Genomic DNA, 17,607 nt, shown 5'->3' with positions numbered 1-17,607 from the left:
CGGTGGTCCGCCACCGGGGCGCTGTCGCGTTTTCGCGTCAGCTCCGCTTCGTGTAGGTCAGCGGTTCCTTGTCGGTGCCGATGAACCTCCGGCTCAGCCTGCCGTCCGGCAGCAGGGTCAGCTCGGTGGCCTCGCCCGGCTGGCAGGAGGTGGCGGGCTCGGCCACGGTGACCCGGGACGGGCCGAGCCGCAGCGGGCCGCCGGCTGCCGCGGCCGCGCTCAGGTCGGCGACCCAGGCGCAGCGGTAGACGGTGCCGTATTCGTTCGTGCCGTGGCCGCTGATGTCCGCCACGGTCGTGCCGACGGGCCCCTGCCGCAGGACGATCCGGCGGGTGTTGGCGCCGCCGGCCGTCTGGAAGTCGGACTCCCAGGTGCCGATGAACGCCTGGGGGACCGGGCCGGAGGCGGGGGTGACCTTGGCCTGCCCGGGCGCCCCGGCCCCGGCGGAGGCGGAGGGCCCGGACGACGAGGGTCCCGACGTCCCGCCCGAGGCGCCGGGCGTCGTGGTCGGCGAGGTGACCGGGCCGGGGCCGCCGCGTCCCTCGTCGTTCGTCTCCCGGTTCAGCAGATACACCGTCCCGCCGCCCGCGAGCAGCCCGGCGGTCACCACGGCCGCCAGCACGAAGGGCGCCACGGACCGGCGCCGCTCGGGCGGGGGCGGCGTGGCGTACACCCCCGAGTCGTACGGGCCGGGGCCGTACGGGCCCGGGTGCGGGTGGCCCTGGTGGGAGGGGGCGGGGGCGAAGGCCGGGGCGGGGTTGGCCGGGGGCAGCGGCTGGGCGGCCGGTCCGGCGGTCACGGTCGGCAGGTCCACCGGACGCCCCTCGGGGCGCGGGTCCACCTGGGTCAGCGGGTTCGCGGCGGCCGGGTCCTCGACGTCGAGCAGCCGTACCGCGTGCCGCCCCAGCTGGGCGACGATGCCGCCGGGCAGCCAGGGCTCCGCCGAGCGCAGGTCCGTCAGCAGGTCCCGCACGCCCGTGCGCTCCAGGGCCTGCTCGGGCGTGGGGCGGTCGGCGGGGTCCTTGGCGAGGAAGTCGGCTATCAGCGGCCGCAGCGGCTCCGGCACTCCGGTGAGATCCGGCTCCTCCTGGGCGATGCGGTAGAGCAGGGCGTGGACGCCGCTGTCCGCGGTGCCGAAGGGCATCCGGCCGGTCGCGGCGTACGCCAGCACCGCGCCGAGGCAGAAGACGTCGCTGGCGGCGGTGACCTTGGCGCCGCGCACCTGCTCGGGCGACATGAAGCCGGGCGAGCCGACGGCCGCGCCGGTGCGGGTGAGGTTGTTGTCGGTCACCGTCTCCAGGGCGCGGGCGATGCCGAAGTCGATGACGCGCGGGCCGTCCAGGGTGATCAGGACGTTCGACGGCTTGAGGTCGCGGTGGACGATGCCGGCGGCGTGGACGGCCTGGAGGGCGCGCGCGAGCCCGGCGCCGAGGATGCGGACGGTCCGCTCGGGCAGCGGCCCGTAGTCGCGGTCGACGACCTGCCGCAAGGACGGTCCGGCGATGTAGCCGGTGGCGACCCACGGGATGTCCGCCTCGGTGTCCGCGTCGAGGACCGGTGCGGTCCACTCGCCGCCGACCTGCCGGGCCGACTGCACCTCCTGCCGGAAGCGCCTGCGGAACTCCTCCTGGCCGGCCAGCTCCCGCTGGACGAGCTTGACCGCGACCGTGCGGCCCCGGTCCGAGCGGGCCAGATAGACCCGGCCCATGCCGCCCGTGCCCAGCCGGCCGAGCAGCCGGTACGCGCCGAGACTGTGTGGATCTCCTGGCTGCAGACTGTCCATGATGTCGCCTTCCCCCGGTTCCCCCGATGGCCCCCGGTGTCGTCCGGGGCGCCCTGCCGAGGTCCTTGCTTCGAGACTGCCGCACGCAGCCCTCGCGGGAGAATAGCCGGACACCAAAGAGCCGGGGCCCGCACCGTGAAAGTGCGGGCCCCGGCCCCGGTCGCGTCTGCGATCAGGCGGGAACGATGTTCTCCGCCTGCGGGCCCTTCTGGCCCTGCGTGACGTCGAAGGAGACCTTCTGGCCCTCCTGCAGCTCACGGAAGCCCTGGGTGGCGATGTTCGAGTAGTGGGCGAACACGTCCGGGCCGCCGCCGTCCTGCTCGATGAAGCCGAAGCCCTTTTCCGAGTTGAACCACTTCACGGTGCCGTTAGCCACGACGATCTCCTTATAGATCCCGGTGCCGGAATTCCGCACGGTGCGCAATTCCGTGTCGCGTTGATGTCCCCGTCCGGGCCTATGGCCGTAAACAACAGAGCGCCTGAGGTCACAGACCGTCAGGCGCACACGTTATATGGGTACCAAAACTGCAACTGCAAAGGACCGTAGCACGCCCCCGGCCGCCGCAGGGGATTTCCGTAAGAGTAATTCTCGGGCGTCGCGGCGCGCCGGTGAACCCGCCGCGAACGGCCGGTGTCCGCAACCCGGCAGTATGTCCACGGGCGGCCCGAGAGCCCTACACAGTGCCGGTGTCCGCCGCCGTGCCGCGCTTTCTACGCTGGCGGCCCCCGCGTCCCCACCTCTGTGAGGCAATCAGCGTGAGCACTCTCCCCGACCCCTCTGCCGGCGCCGCGGTCAAGGCCGCCGACCGCGCGCACGTCTTCCACTCCTGGTCCGCCCAGGGCCTCATCGACCCGCCGGCCGTGGCCGGTGCCGAGGGCGCGTACTTCTGGGACTACGACGGAAACCGCTACCTCGACTTCTCCTCCCAGCTCGTCAACACCAACATCGGCCACCAGCACCCCAAGGTCGTCGCCGCCGTCCAGGAGCAGGCGGGCCGGCTGTGCACGATCGCGCCGGGCTTCGCCGTGGACGTACGGTCCGAGGCCGCGCGACTGGTCGCGGGGCGCACCCCCGGCGACCTCGACAAGATCTTCTTCACCAACGGGGGCGCCGAGGCGGTGGAGAACGCCGTCCGGATGGCCCGGCTGCACACCGGCCGCCCCAAGCTGCTGAGCGCCTACCGCTCGTACCACGGGGCGACGGCCGCGGCGATCAATCTGACCGGCGACCCGCGCCGCTGGCCGTCCGACACGGCCTCGGCGGGCGTCGTGCACTTCTGGGGCCCGTACCTCTACCGCTCGCCGTTCCACGCGACGAGCGAGGAGGAGGAGTGCGCGCGGGCCCTCGCGCACCTCGAGGACACCATCGTCTTCGAGGGCCCCCGGACCATCGCGGCGATCATCCTGGAGAGCGTCGTCGGCACCGCGGGCATCCTCGTGCCGCCCGCGGGCTATCTCGCGGGCGTGCGGGAGCTCTGCGACCGCCACGGCATCGTCTTCATCCTGGACGAGGTCATGTCCGGGTTCGGGCGCACGGGCCGCTGGTTCGCCGCCGACCACTTCGGCGTCACGCCCGACCTGCTGACCTTCGCCAAGGGCGTGAACTCCGGCTACGTCCCGCTCGGCGGCGTCGCGATCTCCGCGGAGATCGCCGCCACCTTCGACCGCCGCCCCTACCCCGGCGGGCTCACCTACTCCGGCCACCCGCTCGCCTGCGCCTCCGCCGTCGCCACGATCAACGCGATGGCCGAGGAGGGCATCGTGGAGAACGCGGCCCGCCTCGGGGAGGACGTCCTCGGCCCCGGGCTGCGCGCGCTCGCCGAGCGCCACCGGAGCGTCGGCGAGGTGCGCGGCATGGGCGTCTTCTGGGCGCTGGAGCTGGTCAAGGACCGCGCCACCCGGGAACCGCTGGTGCCCTACAACGCGGCGGGCGAGGCGGCGGCCCCCATGAACGCCTTCGCCGCGGCCTGCAAGAAGTCGGGCCTGTGGCCGTTCGTGAACATGAACCGCACCCATGTCGTCCCGCCGTGCACCCTCACCGAGGCCGAGGCACGGGAAGGACTCGCGATTCTGGACGAGGCACTCACGGTGGCCGATACCCACACAGTCTGAGGACGCCGTCTGATCCCGATGGTCACCGGTGTGTACCGTTCGTCCTTCCCGCGCGCACATTCGTACGTTCCGCGACGGCCCTCGCCTATCTTGTTGCGAGGGCCGTTCGCACGCGGGCGCGCGGTCAGGGAAGGGGAAACGGACACGATGCCCGGCAGCGATGCTGTCAAACGGACGACGCTGCGCTCACAGATCGCCGACGCCCTGCGCGACGAGGTGATCGCGGGCCGGCTCCCGGCCGGCCGGCAGTTCACCGTCAAGGAGATAGCCGAGCAGTACGGCGTCTCGGCGACCCCTGTGCGCGAGGCGCTGCTCGACCTCTGCTCCCAGGGGCTGCTCGACGTGGAGCTGCACCGGAGCTACCGCGTGCGCGAGTTCACGTACGCCGACTTCCGCGACATGATCGAGGCGCGCACGCTGATCATCGAGGGCATCTTCCGGCGCTCCGCCCAGCAGGCGGTGGACTCCGCGACGCCCGAGGCGCTGGCCTCGGTGCGGCGCCGGGCCGAGGAGGCCGGGCGGGCGGCCGCGGCCGGGGACCTCGACATCCTCATCGGCTACGACCTGAGGTTCTGGCGGGAGCTGTGCTGCCTCGTCGGCAACCCGTACATCTCGGATTTCCTGGACCGGGTCCGGGTGCAGGGCTGGATCTTCACGGTGCCGCTGCTGCGCCGGCTGCCGGAGCTGCGCGGCCGGCTGTGGCAGGGCCACGGCGAGCTGGTGGCGGCCGTCACCAGCCGGGACGTGGCGGAGGCCCAGCGGCTCATAGCGGCGTACAACGCTCATTCCCTGAACTTGATCGAGCAGCTGACCGAATAAGGTCGAAGGCGCTCGATCGGGACCAGCCACAAGCGGAACAGGATCCGGAATGAAGATAACGCCGAACTTGCACCCTGCAACCGTCTGAGGGCCAGGTCTCGCGATGTCAAAGACTCAGCCGTCGGACGCGTCCGGCCCCACGGAATCCGGCCCGCACGCGCCCCCGGACGGGTCCGCGGGTCCGTCGTCCGTCACACAGCCCGGCACGCAGTCCGGCTCCGGCACCATCCCGGCGCAGCCGACCGGCGCCCCGCCCGTCGACCTCTCGGTGATCGTCCCGGCGTACAACGAGGAGAACCGGCTCGCCCCCAGCCTGGAGGCGATCCGCACCCACCTCGACACCCTCACCACCGGACCCGGCCGCCGCGTCCGCTGGGAGCTGATCGTCGTCGACGACGGCTCGACGGACGCCACCGCCGAGGTCATCGACAAGGCCGCGGCCACCGAGGCGCGCATCCGCCTCCTGCGCACCCCCGCCAACCGCGGCAAGGGCCACGCCGTACGCACCGGCGTGCTCGCCTCGCGCGGCCGCCGCGTCCTGGTCACCGACGCCGACCTGGCCACCCCCATCGAGGACCTGGACCTCCTCCAGCACCGCCTCGACGAGGGCGCCACCGCCGCCGTGGGCTCCCGCGCGCTGCCCGGGTCCCGGATCGCCGTGCGCCAGCACGCGCTGCGCGAGCTCCTCGGCGGGGCGGGCGCCCGGCTGATACGGGCCGCCGCGGTGCCCGGCATACGGGACACCCAGTGCGGCTTCAAGCTCTTCGACGGCGACAAGGTCCGGGCCGCCTTCACCCGCTCCCGCCTGGACGGGTGGAGCTACGACGTCGAGATCCTGCGCCACTTCCACGAGCGGGGCTGGCCGGTCGCCGAGGTCCCCGTCCGCTGGGCGCACCAGCCGGGCTCCAAGGTCCGCCCGCTCGCCTACCCGACGGTCCTCGCCGACCTCGTACGGCTGCGCTGGCGCGCGGTCCGCCCGGTGCAGATCATCGTCCCCGCGCTCTACCTCTTCTTCGCCTTCGTGCTCTACGGCGGGCTGTGGGGCAACCTCGGCAGCGGCTATCTGGCGGACTCCGGCTCGGACCAGACGCAGTGGGAATGGTTCTTCGCGGTCACCGCCGACAACGTGGCGAACCTCCACAACCCCTTCTTCACCGACCTGCAGAACTTCCCCCTCGGTGTGAACCTCATGGCGAACACCACCATGCTCGGCCTCTCCGCCCCCCTCGCGCCCGTCACCCTGGCCTTCGGCGCGCATGTGACCTGGGCGATCGTGCTGACCGGCGGGCTCGCCGCGACCGCCATCGCCTGGTACTGGCTGATCGCCAAGCGCTTTGTGCGCTCCCGCTGGGCGGCCGCGCTCGGCGGAGCCTTCTGCGCCTTCGCGCCGCCGATGATCTCGCACGGCAACGCGCACCCGAACTTCATCGTCTTCTTCATGTTCCCGCTGATCATCGACCGGCTGCTGCGACTGTGCGAAGGCAAACGCACCACGCGGGACGGGGTGATCCTCGGGCTGTTCCTCACCTACCAGATCTTCCTCGGCGAGGAAGCGCTGCTGCTGGCCGTCTGCGGCCTCGTGCTCTTCGCCGTCGGCTACGCCATCGCCTCCCCGGACGTGGCGAAGGCCGTCGCCAGGCCCCTGCTGCGCGGTCTCGGGATCGCCGCCCTCGTCTGCCTTCCCCTGCTGATCTACCCGCTGAGCTGGCAGTTCTTCGGCGCGCAGAGCTACCACAGCGTGCTGCACGGCCAGGTCGGCAACCACCCGATGGCGCTCCTGGAATTCGCCACCCGCTCCATGGCCGGTGACGAGAAGGTGGCCGCGTCGCTGTCGCTGAACCGGACCGAGGAGAACGCCTTCTTCGGCTGGCCCCTCGTGGCCCTCACCGTCGCCCTCGTCGTTCACCTGCGCAACCAGCCGCGCGTGCTCGCCCTGGGCGGGACCGCGCTGGGCGCCGTCGTCCTCTCGCTCGGCCAGAACATCCCGCTGCTCGGCACCGACCGGACGCTGCCCGGCCCCTGGCGGGTGCTGGCGCAGATGCCGCTCTTCGAGTCGGTCATCGAGTCCCGGGTGGCCATGGTCGCGGTGCCCGCCATCGGCATCCTGCTCGCCCTCGGCTGCGACCGGCTGGCCGTGACCCGGCTGCGCAGCGAGCGCGAGACCTCGCACCGGCTGCTCGGCTGGGCGGCCCTCGCGGTGGCGCTGCTGCCACTGGTGCCCACCCCGTACCGGACCGTCGAGCGCGCCCCGACCCCCGCGTTCCTCGCCGACGGCACCTGGCGCACGTACGTACGCCCCGGCCACTCGCTGGTGCCCGTCCCCGTGCCGAGCCCCTCCGACACCGCCGCCCTGCACTGGCAGGTGGACGCCGACCTCGGCTTCGCCTTCCCCGGCGGCTACTTCAACGGCCCCTGGGGCCCGGACCGCATCGGCATCTACGGACCGGAGCCGCGCGCCACCAGTGAGCTGCTCCGCAAGATCCGCGAGACCGGCAGGATCCCCGCCCTCGGCGCCCGGGAGCGCCGCGACTTCCGCGTCGACCTCGGCTTCTGGCGCGCGGACGCCCTGGTCCTCGCCCCGCAGGACAACGTGCTGCCGCTGCGCACGGCCGTCACGCGGCTGACCGGCGAGGAGCCGAAGCGGATCGGCGACACCTGGGTGTGGGACGTGCGCGACGACAGGTGAGCCGCGGGGCCGCGAGGCCATGACACGCGGCGGACGGCCGGATGAAGTCCGGGAGACGGCGGATTCGTTGTCTCCCGGACTGTGTAACAGACGGCTGAGCGGCACTACTCTGGCCCGACCATCGCATCAACGCGAACGAGAGTGAGTTCACGTGGCCTGTGACCTCTGGCTTGTCCCCCTCGTCGATGTGCTGTGCCACAGCCCCGACAACCCCTTCGCCGAGGAGATCGCCGCGTACGACAAGGCGCTCGGCGAGGCCGGGCTGCCGCCGGTGCCCGTCTTCGGCTATATGCCGGGCCTGTCCGGGGACGTGGCCCCGGTCGCGGGCTTCGACTACGACGCGCTGCACTTCCTGCGCCGCGCCCATCTGCTGAACCTGTGCGGCCTCGCCGTCACCCCCGTCGACGAACTCGGCGGCGACTACGAGCAGTTGCTGGAGATGTTCGAGACCACGGCCCAGCAGTCGCACCTGGTCTGGCACTACGACCACGCGGGGGCTTACGTGCCCGTGGACTTCACCCACCCGCTGTCCAACGACGAACTCCTCGAAGGCGGCGGGCCCTTGGGCTCCAGCCACGGCCTGCTCCGCGAACTGCACGCCGTGGCACCGGTCCTGGGCATAGACCCCGCCAACCCGCCCGCCGCGCCCGCCGCACCGGACCACCCGACGGGGCTGGAGGAGCCCGCCGCGCCGGGTCCGCACGACGACAGCCCCTTCGCACGCGAGCGGCACGTCTGGCTCGGGCTGCACGCCGCGGCGACGCGGAGCCTGGGCCAGGGATCGATGATCGTATTCAGCTGAACGGGCCACGACACCGGGCCTGTTCACCCGACGCCCGTTCACCCGGCGCACCGTGCGTTTCCGGCCGTATTCACCGGGTCGGGCCGGAAACGCGCGGCCGCTACCGGGGCGACTCCGGCGGGCGCTGGCGGGGCATGTTCGGGCGGCTGCCCGGGGGCATCGGGAACCGGGTGACCGTGGCGCCGCCCTCCGACCGCGGACCCCAGGACACCAGCGACTGCGTCAGCAGCGGCGCCGGCCCGGCCCGGAACTCCACCATCCAGTCCGCGGTCTCCGCCCGCACCAGCTCCGAGACGTCCTCGGAGAAGCGCCGCAGCACGCTCAGACACCGCTCGGCGGCCTCACTGGCCGTGCCCTCGGTCGGGCCGAGCACCTCGCGCACGCACTCCGACGCCCAGTCGAACTGCAGCGCCTCCAGCCTGCGCTGCACCGCCTGGGCCGTGGCCACCGCCCGCATCCAGCCCGTCGTCAGCCCGAAATAGCGGTCGCAGGCGACACAGGCCGCGGCGCCGAGCAGCGCCAGGAAACCCCAGGCGGAACCGGTGCGCACCACCTTCGTCAGCTCCAGCAGCGGCAGCGCGGCACCCACCACCGCGCACAGCGCGGCGCTGACCCGCAGACCCCGGGCCCAGCGGCGCTTCCAGGCGCGGTCGGCCAGATACCAGTCGGCCAGATACAGCGCGCCGTCCTCCACCCAGCGGTAGAGCTCATCGAGCCGCTCCGCGGGTTCCCCCCAGTTGCCGAGCGGGAAGGTCCGGCCTCTGAGATCGCCCCGGTCCCTCCCGCCGAGCTCTCGAGGGGGCCCCTCGGGCTGCATCTCCGGCTGGCTCACCCGTGCACTCCCTCTCGCCGCTGCGTGGTCGCAACCCCCTTCCTACCGCCGAACGGTTGGCCTTGGGGGCAAGATCCAGGCTTTTCCGGCCGAAGGTGCAGCGGAATCCGGTATAGGGCACTCGCGGCACTCACCCGAAAGAGTGCATGCCGTGAGTAGTCGTGACGGCGACCTAGCGCCAAGTCGACTTAGGACGGGCTGCTGGTTGTGGCCGAGCTCAGCCACGACAAGCCTGTCCGGCGTTTGAGGACGCGCCCGCGGGGCGCCCGCCGCCGCAGGCGGCAAGACGGCCGCAGCGCGCAAGCGCACCGCGCTGCCAGTGATCGTCGGCCAAGGCAATAGGGTGACCGGTGTGAAGGTCCTCGTCATCGGCGGCGGCGCCCGCGAACACGCCCTGTGCCGCTCACTCTCCCTCGATCCCGACGTCACCGCGCTGCACTGCGCCCCCGGCAACGCCGGGATCGCCGAGGTCGCCGAGTTGCACGCGGTGGACGCCCTCGACGGCGCGGCCGTCGCGGAGCTCGCCGCCTCGCTGCACGCGGACCTCGTCGTCGTCGGCCCGGAGGCCCCGCTCGTCGCGGGTGTCGCCGACGCCGTCCGCGAGCGCGGTATCCCCGCCTTCGGCCCGTCCGCGCAGGCCGCGCAGCTGGAGGGGTCCAAGGCGTTCGCCAAGGACGTCATGGCCGCCGCGGGCGTCCCCACGGCCCGCGCCTACGTCTGCACCACACCCGCCGAGATCGACGAGGCCCTCGACGCGTTCGGTGCCCCGTACGTCGTCAAGGACGACGGCCTCGCCGCCGGCAAGGGCGTCGTCGTCACCAGTGACCTCGCCGTCGCCCGCGAGCACGCCCTGGCGTGCGAAAGGGTGGTCATCGAGGAGTTCCTCGACGGCCCCGAGGTCTCCCTCTTCGCCATCACCGACGGCGAGACGGTGCTGCCGCTGTCGCCCGCCCAGGACTTCAAGCGGGCGCTCGACGGCGACGAGGGCCCGAACACCGGCGGCATGGGCGCCTACTCCCCGCTTCCGTGGGCCGACCCGAAGCTGGTCGACGAGGTCATGGAGACCGTGCTGCGGCCCACCGTCGACGAGCTGCGCCGCCGGGGCACGCCCTTCTCCGGGCTGCTCTACGCCGGGCTCGCGATCACCTCGCGCGGTGTGCGGGTCATCGAGTTCAACGCCCGCTTCGGCGACCCCGAGACGCAGGTCGTCCTCGCCCGCCTGAAGACGCCGCTGGCGAGTGTCCTGCTCAACGCCTCCACCGGCAACCTGGCCGCCGAACCGCCGCTGCGCTGGAGCGACGGCGCCGCCGTCACCGTCGTCATCGCCTCCCACAACTACCCGGGCACCCCGCGCACGGGCGACGTCATCGAGGGCCTGCCCGAAGCGGCGGAATCCGGGAAGGACGCGCAGAAGGCGTACGTGCTGCACGCGGGCACCGCGCTCGACGCCGACGGCCGTGTGGTCAGCGCCGGCGGCCGGGTGCTGTCCGTCACCGCGACCGGCGCCGACCTGGCCACCGCCCGCGGGCGCGCGTACGAGCTGGTCTCCCGGATCCGGCTGGACGGCTCCCACCACCGCACCGACATCGCGGCGAAGGCCGCTTCCAACTGAGCCCCTACCGGCCGATTCGTCATGACATCGGGGGTCTCCCGCTTCGGCGGGGGACCCCCGATGACGTTACCCGTCCGTACGCATGTGCGTTTCGGGGGCGGCTTTACCCAAAGCCATTCCATCGAGTGACCACTTGCCCAACCGGCTGACGGGCGCGGCGCCCCCAACTAGGGTGCGGCGCAAGCGAGCTGCCGCACGTCCGGCAACTGGCCCACCGGCATTGCGATGTCAGCACCCGGTGCCACAGTGGGGGTAGGCAACGCGGAAGGGCGTTGGGCCCGCTGTCGCACTCCTCGGCAGCACACACCAAGGGAAGCAAGGGGGTGAACGGTCTCGTGGCAGGTCCCGAAGCAGGCGCGCAAGCCGCGCGCGCCCGAGCCCTCGCCGTGCTGCGCATCCGCAGCACCGCGCTGGCCGTCGCCCTGCTGCCCGCCGCGGCCGCCGTCGTGCTGCTGGCGGGCACCGCCATGGGCCGCATCCCGGGCGGGGGCGGCTGGGACACGGCCCGCTGGGCGCTGACCGGCGCCGCGGCCCTGGTGCTGCTGCTGGCCGCGGTCGTCACCCTCGTGGTCGTCCGGGCCCGCCCCGCCCTCAGCCCCACCGTCCCCATCCCGGAGGAGACGGCTCCCGACCTCTACCGCCTGGTCCGTGACCTCGCCGAGCGGCTCGACGTGCCCGCCCCCTCCGCGATAGCCCTGACGCCGGACTGCGACAGCTGGCTCGAGGACCGCACGCACCCCGCGCACGACCCGCCGCGCGAGCGCCCGCTCGCCCGGCGGCGCTCCGGCGCGACGCCCGTCCTGGTCATCGGCTCGCCGTTCCTGTGGTGGATGCGCGTCGCCGAGCTGCGGGCCCTGCTCGCGCCCGTCGTCGCGGGCACGGGCCCGTCCGCCAACCCCGACATAGCCGCGGCCCGCCGCTTCGTGCGGGGCCTGGACGCGGCCGTGGCGGTCGCCGCGGCCCGCCCCGCCCTCGCCTTCGTCGGCTGGGCCGCCCGGACGCTGCTGCGCTCCTGCCGGGACCACGCCGCCGAGATGGAGCGCGGTGTGGCCGCCGCCGCCTCCGAGCGCTCCCAGACCGTCGACTACGGTCTGCGCATCGTCGCCCAGGAGCAGGTCGGCCTCGCCTACGCCGGCTGGGACCGGCTGCTGAACCGCGTGGCGCTGCCCGCCTGGCGCATGGGCCGCTGGCCCTCCCGGCTCGACGCGGGCGTGGTCTCCGCGCTCACCGAGCTCTCCCGCCGCGACCGCCTCGCGGAGGGCTTCACCTCCCGGCTGGGCGAGCGGCCCGCCTGCGATCTGCTGGAGGAGCCCGGCGTCATCGACGAGGCCGCCTCCCTGCTGGCCGCCCGTCTCTTCCACGGCGGCCCGCCCGAGACCGGCCCCGACTGGTCACCGGTCGCCTGGAGCCAGTACCCCGAGGAGGTCGTGGACCGCACCTGGCGGCTGGAGGCCGCCCGTCTGCACCGCGTCCTCGACGACATCCCCGCCACCGGCGCCGTGCCGGGTGTCCGGCCCGGCCCCGCCGCCGCCCCCACCGTGGCCCGTGTCCTCGACCGGCTGGCCGGCCCCGCCCGCGCCGGGACCGGCGAGCAGCTGGAGGCCCGCCTCAGCGCCGAAGTGGCCCGCGAGGCCGCCCGGGAGGAGGGCGCCGGCGACAGGGGCGCGTTCACCGCCACGGGCGACCCCTGGGTCGACGGCCTCGCGCCGCTGTTCCCCCTGCAACCACCACGCAGCGGCAGGGAGCTGCTCACCGATCATGTGACGGCCATGGTGTGCTGCGCCGCCGTGGACACCGCGGGCGCCCTCCCCGGCCTGGACTGGCTGGACGGCCCCGCCCTGCTCGTCGGCGGGGTGCGCCGCGCCGACCTGGCCCATTCCGTGCTGAGCCTGATCGAGGACGGCGACGGCGAGCCCCTGCGCGCCTGGCTGGGGGAGGTCGGGGTCCGCCCCGAGAAGCCCGTCCGTCTGGTGTGACGCGCGCTCCCCGGAGCCGCCCGCCGTGACGCTGCGTGAGTGTTCGGCCCGGCGCTTTCCGGGGAATTTCACGACGACCAGTGACGAGCCGGGCGCGTTATGTGATGTGCTGGGGTTCGCTGCCCGGGGCAACCGTCCGCGTGGAGCCCTGTCCGGCCGTACGGAGACCCCGACCGGCCGGGCCCGAGCCGTCTCCCACGTGCCGGGCGGCGACGAACCGGACAGCGACGACCGGGTACGCGTCGGGGGCTCAGGGGAGGGAGCGCACATGGGGATGGAGCAGATCCGCCGCTGGGAGTCCGGGGCACTCGCGCACGGCGTCGCGGACCCCTTCGGTCAGGGCCCGCTGCCCTGGCTGCGCGGCGGCGAGTTCTACTTCGACGGCACCGGCCGGATCGTCCCGTGGTACGTGGACCCGGTGCCGGCCCCGGCCGGCGGCCGGTCCCCCGCCCCCCGGCACGCGGGCCCGCGCAGCGCCGACGACGTCCGGCGCCAGATCAAGGGCTTCACCTCCACCGGTGCCGTCGCCCCCGGCGAGGCGCTGGACTTCCGCATCACCGTCGATCCGCCGCAGCAGTTCGGCGTGGACGTCTACCGCATCGGCCACTACGCGGGCGACGGCGCCTCGAAGATCACCACCAGCCCCCGGCTGTCGGGCATCGTCCAGCCGCCCCCGCTGACCGTCGACCGCACGGTCTCCTGCCACCACTGGTGGCTGTCCTGGCGGCTCCAGATCCCCACGTACTGGAGCCTCGGCGCGTACGTGGCGGTGCTGACCACCGCCGACGGCTACCGCAGCCACATCCCCTTCGTCGTGCGCGACAACCACCCCGCCGATCTGCTGCTCGTCCTCCCGGACATCACCTGGCAGGCCTACAACCTCTACCCCGAGGACGGGCGCACCGGCGCGAGCTTCTACCACGCCTGGGACGAGGAGGGCCGGCTGCTCGGCGAGAGTGACGCGGCGACCACCGTCTCCTTCGACCGCCCCTTCGCCGGCGCGGGCCTGCCGCTGCACGTGGGCCACGCCTACGACTTCATCCGCTGGGCCGAGCGGTACGGCTACGACCTCGCCTACGCCGACACCCGCGATCTGCACGCGGGCCGGATCGACCCCTCCCGCTACCGCGGTCTGGTCTTCCCCGGCCACGACGAGTACTGGACGACCGCCATGCGCGGTGCCGCCGAGCTGGCCCGCGACACCGGTACGTCCCTGGTGTTCCTCTCCGCCAACACCATGTACTGGCAGTCCGAGCTGGCTCCCTCGCCGGCGGGCCCCGACCGGCTGCTGACCTGCCGCAAACGCCGTGGCCCCGGCCGGGCCGCCCGGTGGCGTGACGTCGGCCCGCCCGAGCAGCAGCTGCTGGGCATCCAGTACGCGGGCCGGGTGCCCGAGCCCGCCCCGATGGTCGTCCGCAACGCCGACCACTGGCTGTGGGACGCCACGGGCGCGGGCGAGGGCGATGAACTGCCCGGCCTCGTCGCGGGCGAGGCCGACCGCTACCACCCCCGGACGGCCCTGCCCGAGCACACCCGCCGCATCCTGCTCTCGCACTCCCCGTACGTGGACGCCGAGGGCACCAAGCGGCACCAGGAGACCTCCCTCTACCGCGCCCCCAGCGGCGCCCTGGTCTTCGCGGCGGGCACCTTCGCCTGGTCCCCGGCCCTGGACCGGCCGGGCCACGTGGACAGCCGGATCCAGCGGGCCACGGCCAATCTCCTGGACCGCATCTGCAAGCGCGACTGACCCGCACCGGCCCCCGGCCGCGGCGTACGGCAGAATCGTGGTGCTTGGACAAACCACCAGGAGGACGCGTGTCCGGATTCGTAGAGAAGCCCGAACCGGTCGAGGTACCGGGTCTCGTGCACGTGCACACGGGCAAGGTCCGCGACCTCTACCGCGATGAGAACGGCGATCTGGTCATGGTCGCCACCGACCGGATGTCCGCCTACGACTGGGTGCTGCCCACCGAGATCCCCGACAAGGGCCGGATCCTCACCCAGCTCTCCCTGTGGTGGTTCGACCGGCTCACCGACCTCGTCCCGCACCACGTCCTGTCCGCCGAGCCGCCCGCCGGCGCCCCCGCCGACTGGGCGGGGCGCACCCTGGTCTGCCGCGCCCTGGACATGGTCCCGGTCGAGTGCGTGGCCCGCGGCTATCTGACCGGCTCCGGTCTCGCGGAGTACGAGCAGACCCGTACGGTCTGCGGCCTGGCCCTCCCCGAGGGACTGGTCGACGGCTCCGAGCTGCCCTCCCCGATCTTCACCCCGGCCACGAAGGCCGCGGTCGGCGAGCACGACGAGAACGTCAGCTACGAGGAAGTGGCCCGGCAGGTGAGCGCGGAGACCGCCGCCCAGCTCCGCCAGACCACCCTCGCCGTCTACGGCCGCGCCCGTGACATCGCCCGCGACCGGGGCATCATCCTGGCCGACACGAAGTTCGAGTTCGGCTTCGCGGGCGAGGAGCTGGTCCTCGCCGACGAGGTGCTGACCCCGGACTCGTCCCGCTTCTGGCCCGCCGACGAGTGGCAGCCGGGCCGCCCGCAGGCGTCCTTCGACAAGCAGTTCGTCCGCGACTGGCTGTCGTCCCCGGCCTCCGGCTGGGACCGCAACGGCGAACTGCCGCCGCCGGAGCTGCCGCAGGACATCGTGGAGCGGACACGGGCGAAGTACGTGGAGGCCTACGAACGCCTGACGGGAATGAGCTGGGGGTAGAGACCGAGCCCGTCCGGCGATTGAGGACACCTCGCCCCGGTAGAGGGCAACGCAACCCGCACCCTCAGACCTGGTACCGATCCGCGGCGAACAGCCGCAGATTCTCCCGGACCCAGTCCGACGTGCGGGCCAGCCCCTCCTCCAGCGAGACCTCCGGCCGCCACCCGGCCCACTCCCGCGCCCGGGAGTTGTCCGACAGCAGCTGCTCCACCTCGCTGCCGGCGGGCCGGAGCCGGGCGGGGTCCACGACGACCTTCGCGTCCCGCCCCGAGGCCCGGATCAGGGACTCCGCGAGATCTCCGACGGAGATCTCGCGGCCCGTGCCGAGGTTGACCGCGTGCCCCAGCGCCCGGTCGCACTCCGCGAGCGCCAGGAACCCCTCGGCGGTGTCGGTCACATATGTGAAGTCGCGGGTCGGCGTCGTCGACCCGAGCCGGATCTCCGCCGCTCCGGAGTGCAGCTGCGCGAGGATCGTGGGGATCACGGCCCGCGCGGACTGCCGGGGACCGTAGGTGTTGAAGGGCCGTACGACCGTCACCGGCAGGTCGAAGGAGTGCGCGTAGGACAGCGCCAGCATGTCCGCGCCGATCTTCGACGCGGAGTACGGCGACTGCGGCTGCAGCGGGTGGTCCTCGCTGATCGGGGCCGTCAGCGCCGTCCCGTACACCTCACTGGTCGAGGTGTGCACCATGCGCCGCACACCGTGGCGGCGGCAGGCGGCGGCCACGTTCTCCGTACCCGCCACGTTCGTCTGCACGTACGCCTCGGGGGAGGCGTAGCTGTACGGAATGCCGATCAGGGCCGCCAGATGGAAGACGGTGTCGCACCCGGCGACCGCGTCCATGACCCGGCCCGCGTCGCGGACGTCACCGGCGAGCGTCTCCACGGGGGAGTCCGGGCCGAGGTAGCGGGCGAGGTGGCCGCGCTCGGCGTACGGCTTGTAGTGCACGAGCACGCGCACCCGGGCGCCGCGCTCGACCAGCAGATCGACCAGGGTCGACCCGATGAAGCCTTCGGCACCGGTGACCAGGACGGTACGGCCGTGCCAGTTGTTCGTACGCATGGGAGTTCCTCTCGGAGAGTGTGCAGGGGGAGCGGAAGGGGGACGGTGAACGGCCGTCAGCGGCCCGCGAGTCGCAGCACCCAGGCCGCCATCAGGTCGGCGGCCACGGCGTGCGTGCCCGGGTCGGCCACCGCGCTCATCGCGGCCAGCCGGGCCGGGTCGGCCAGCAGCGGCTCGATCAGTTCGGCCAGCCGCCCGCCGGTCGTCTCGCCGTCGGGCAGCAGCAGGCCCGCGCCCGGGTCGGACAGGACCCGCGCGTTGTGCGTCTGGTGGTCGTGCGGCGCGTGCGGATACGGCACCAGCACCGCCGGCATCCGGATGCTCGCCAGCTCCGCCACGGTCGCCGAACCCGCCCGGCACACCACCAGGTCGGCGGCCGCGTAGGCGAGGTCCATCCGGTCCAGATAGCCGACCGCCGTCGCCACCCGCCCGCAGCCCTCGGCCGCCAGCCGGTCCTGGACCTCCGCCAGCGGCTTCGGCCCGGTCTTGATCAGCAGGTGGACGTCCGGCCGCGCGCGCCACCGCCGGGCCAGGCCCAGCGCCGCCTCCGTCAGCCGTGCCGCGCCCAGGCTGCCGCCGTTGAACAGCACCAGCCGGGCGTCCTCCGGCACGCCGTACGACCGCCGTGCCTCCGCCCGCAGTGCCGCTCGGTCCAGCCCGGCCACCGCGCCCACCAACGGCATGCCCACCGTCTCGGCACGCGCCCCGGACCGGGCCGACAGATGCTCGCGGCTGCGGTCGAAGGCGAGCGCCACATGCGGGGTGATGGCGCTCGCGAACCGGTTCGCCCGGCCCGGTACGGCGTTGGACTCGTGGACGAGCGCGGGCCGCCCGGCCAGCCGGGCGCCGAGCACGGCGGGCGCGCTCGGGTAGCCGCCCATACCGACGACGACCTGCGCGCCCTGCTCCTCGATCACCCGCCGCGCCTGCGCGCCGGAGCGCAGCAGATCGGCGGGGAGCAGAAAGCGGCGCGAGCCGAGCGAACGGTCGAAGGGGATCATGTCGACCGTGTGCAGCCGGTAGCCCGCCTCGGGTATCAGCCGGGTCTCCAGACCGCGCTCGGTCCCGATGAAGCTGATGACCGCGTCCGGCACGGCTCTGCGGACCGCGTCCGCGACCGCCAGCCCGGGATAGATATGGCCGCCGGTACCGCCCGCTCCGACGACCACCGAAAGGGTGTCGTGTGCTGTAGCCATGTCGGCAGCGT

At 73.4% G+C, this 17,607-nt stretch carries 13 protein-coding genes; 8 read left to right on the top strand and 5 right to left on the bottom strand.

The window, feature by feature from the left end; all coding sequences use genetic code 11:
- Positions 1-37: 37 nt before the first annotated feature.
- Positions 38-1,783, bottom strand: a complete 1,746-nt coding sequence (locus JO379_RS16320; protein WP_209515497.1) for a serine/threonine-protein kinase — start codon at positions 1,781-1,783, stop codon at positions 38-40.
- 172 nt (positions 1,784-1,955) lie between these two features.
- Positions 1,956-2,159, bottom strand: coding sequence for a cold-shock protein (locus JO379_RS16315; protein ID WP_130878738.1), 204 nt, complete (start codon positions 2,157-2,159; stop codon positions 1,956-1,958).
- Positions 2,160-2,539: 380 nt separating this feature from the next.
- Between JO379_RS16315 and JO379_RS16310 the strand changes: the two genes are divergently transcribed.
- The 4 genes from JO379_RS16310 (at position 2,540) to JO379_RS16295 (ending at position 8,202) form a co-directional block, all read left to right on the top strand.
- The gene (locus tag JO379_RS16310; RefSeq protein ID WP_130878739.1) at positions 2,540-3,895 is read left to right on the top strand and encodes an aspartate aminotransferase family protein; all 1,356 of its coding nucleotides are present in this window, start codon (positions 2,540-2,542) and stop codon (positions 3,893-3,895) included.
- 147 nt (positions 3,896-4,042) lie between these two features.
- Complete coding sequence (locus JO379_RS16305; RefSeq protein ID WP_130878740.1) at positions 4,043-4,714, top strand: GntR family transcriptional regulator; 672 nt, start codon at positions 4,043-4,045, stop codon at positions 4,712-4,714.
- 103 nt (positions 4,715-4,817) lie between these two features.
- Positions 4,818-7,400, top strand: coding sequence for a glycosyltransferase (locus JO379_RS16300; protein ID WP_209515494.1), 2,583 nt, complete (start codon positions 4,818-4,820; stop codon positions 7,398-7,400).
- A gap of 151 nt (positions 7,401-7,551) precedes the next feature.
- The gene (locus tag JO379_RS16295) at positions 7,552-8,202 is read left to right on the top strand and encodes a putative DNA-mimic protein (RefSeq protein ID WP_130878742.1); all 651 of its coding nucleotides are present in this window, start codon (positions 7,552-7,554) and stop codon (positions 8,200-8,202) included.
- Between the two features lie 100 nt (positions 8,203-8,302).
- On the opposite strand, the gene JO379_RS16290 is transcribed toward JO379_RS16295, so the two are convergent.
- Positions 8,303-9,019, bottom strand: coding sequence for an SLATT domain-containing protein (locus JO379_RS16290; RefSeq protein ID WP_130878835.1), 717 nt, complete (start codon positions 9,017-9,019; stop codon positions 8,303-8,305).
- 367 nt (positions 9,020-9,386) lie between these two features.
- On the opposite strand from JO379_RS16290, the gene purD reads away from it, so the two are divergent.
- From purD to JO379_RS16270, 4 genes are all read left to right on the top strand, one after another.
- Positions 9,387-10,646 carry a phosphoribosylamine--glycine ligase gene (purD, locus tag JO379_RS16285; RefSeq protein ID WP_209518720.1) on the top strand — a complete coding sequence of 420 codons (1,260 nt, stop codon included), beginning with the start codon at positions 9,387-9,389 and terminating at the stop codon, positions 10,644-10,646.
- 335 nt (positions 10,647-10,981) lie between these two features.
- Positions 10,982-12,622 (top strand): hypothetical protein, encoded by a 1,641-nt coding sequence (locus tag JO379_RS16280; protein ID WP_372449088.1) that lies wholly within the window; start codon positions 10,982-10,984, stop codon positions 12,620-12,622.
- 268 nt (positions 12,623-12,890) lie between these two features.
- A complete protein-coding gene (locus JO379_RS16275) occupies positions 12,891-14,369 on the top strand; it encodes a N,N-dimethylformamidase beta subunit family domain-containing protein (RefSeq protein WP_130878744.1) in 1,479 nt (492 codons plus the stop codon).
- Positions 14,370-14,437: 68 nt separating this feature from the next.
- Positions 14,438-15,337 carry a phosphoribosylaminoimidazolesuccinocarboxamide synthase gene (locus JO379_RS16270; protein WP_130878745.1) on the top strand — a complete coding sequence of 300 codons (900 nt, stop codon included), beginning with the start codon at positions 14,438-14,440 and terminating at the stop codon, positions 15,335-15,337.
- A 64-nt stretch (positions 15,338-15,401) separates the two neighbouring features.
- Here the strand turns inward: JO379_RS16270 and JO379_RS16265 are convergent, their stop codons facing one another.
- Together JO379_RS16265 and JO379_RS16260 are read right to left on the bottom strand one after the other, a co-directional pair.
- Positions 15,402-16,400 (bottom strand): SDR family NAD(P)-dependent oxidoreductase, encoded by a 999-nt coding sequence (locus tag JO379_RS16265; RefSeq protein ID WP_209515489.1) that lies wholly within the window; start codon positions 16,398-16,400, stop codon positions 15,402-15,404.
- A gap of 56 nt (positions 16,401-16,456) precedes the next feature.
- Positions 16,457-17,596: a UDP-N-acetylglucosamine--N-acetylmuramyl-(pentapeptide) pyrophosphoryl-undecaprenol N-acetylglucosamine transferase gene (locus JO379_RS16260; protein ID WP_130878747.1), complete on the bottom strand. Its 1,140-nt coding sequence runs from the start codon at positions 17,594-17,596 to the stop codon at positions 16,457-16,459.
- Positions 17,597-17,607 lie beyond the last annotated feature (11 nt).

Source organism: Streptomyces syringium (assembly GCF_017876625.1).
Taxonomy (GTDB): domain Bacteria; phylum Actinomycetota; class Actinomycetes; order Streptomycetales; family Streptomycetaceae; genus Streptomyces; species Streptomyces syringius.
The sequence above is the reverse complement of the archived record's forward strand: the minus strand, read 5'-3'. Positions and strand labels throughout refer to the sequence as shown.

Coding starts and splice junctions, on each gene's coding strand:
- JO379_RS16320 (WP_209515497.1), bottom strand. CDS start 1,783: ATGGACAGTCTGCAGCCAGGAGATCCACACAGTCTCGGCGCGTACCGG.
- JO379_RS16275 (WP_130878744.1), top strand. CDS start 12,891: ATGGGGATGGAGCAGATCCGCCGCTGGGAGTCCGGGGCACTCGCGCAC.
- JO379_RS16265 (WP_209515489.1), bottom strand. CDS start 16,400: ATGCGTACGAACAACTGGCACGGCCGTACCGTCCTGGTCACCGGTGCC.
- JO379_RS16290 (WP_130878835.1), bottom strand. CDS start 9,019: ATGCAGCCCGAGGGGCCCCCTCGAGAGCTCGGCGGGAGGGACCGGGGC.
- JO379_RS16300 (WP_209515494.1), top strand. CDS start 4,818: ATGTCAAAGACTCAGCCGTCGGACGCGTCCGGCCCCACGGAATCCGGC.
- JO379_RS16305 (WP_130878740.1), top strand. CDS start 4,043: ATGCCCGGCAGCGATGCTGTCAAACGGACGACGCTGCGCTCACAGATC.
- JO379_RS16260 (WP_130878747.1), bottom strand. CDS start 17,596: ATGGCTACAGCACACGACACCCTTTCGGTGGTCGTCGGAGCGGGCGGT.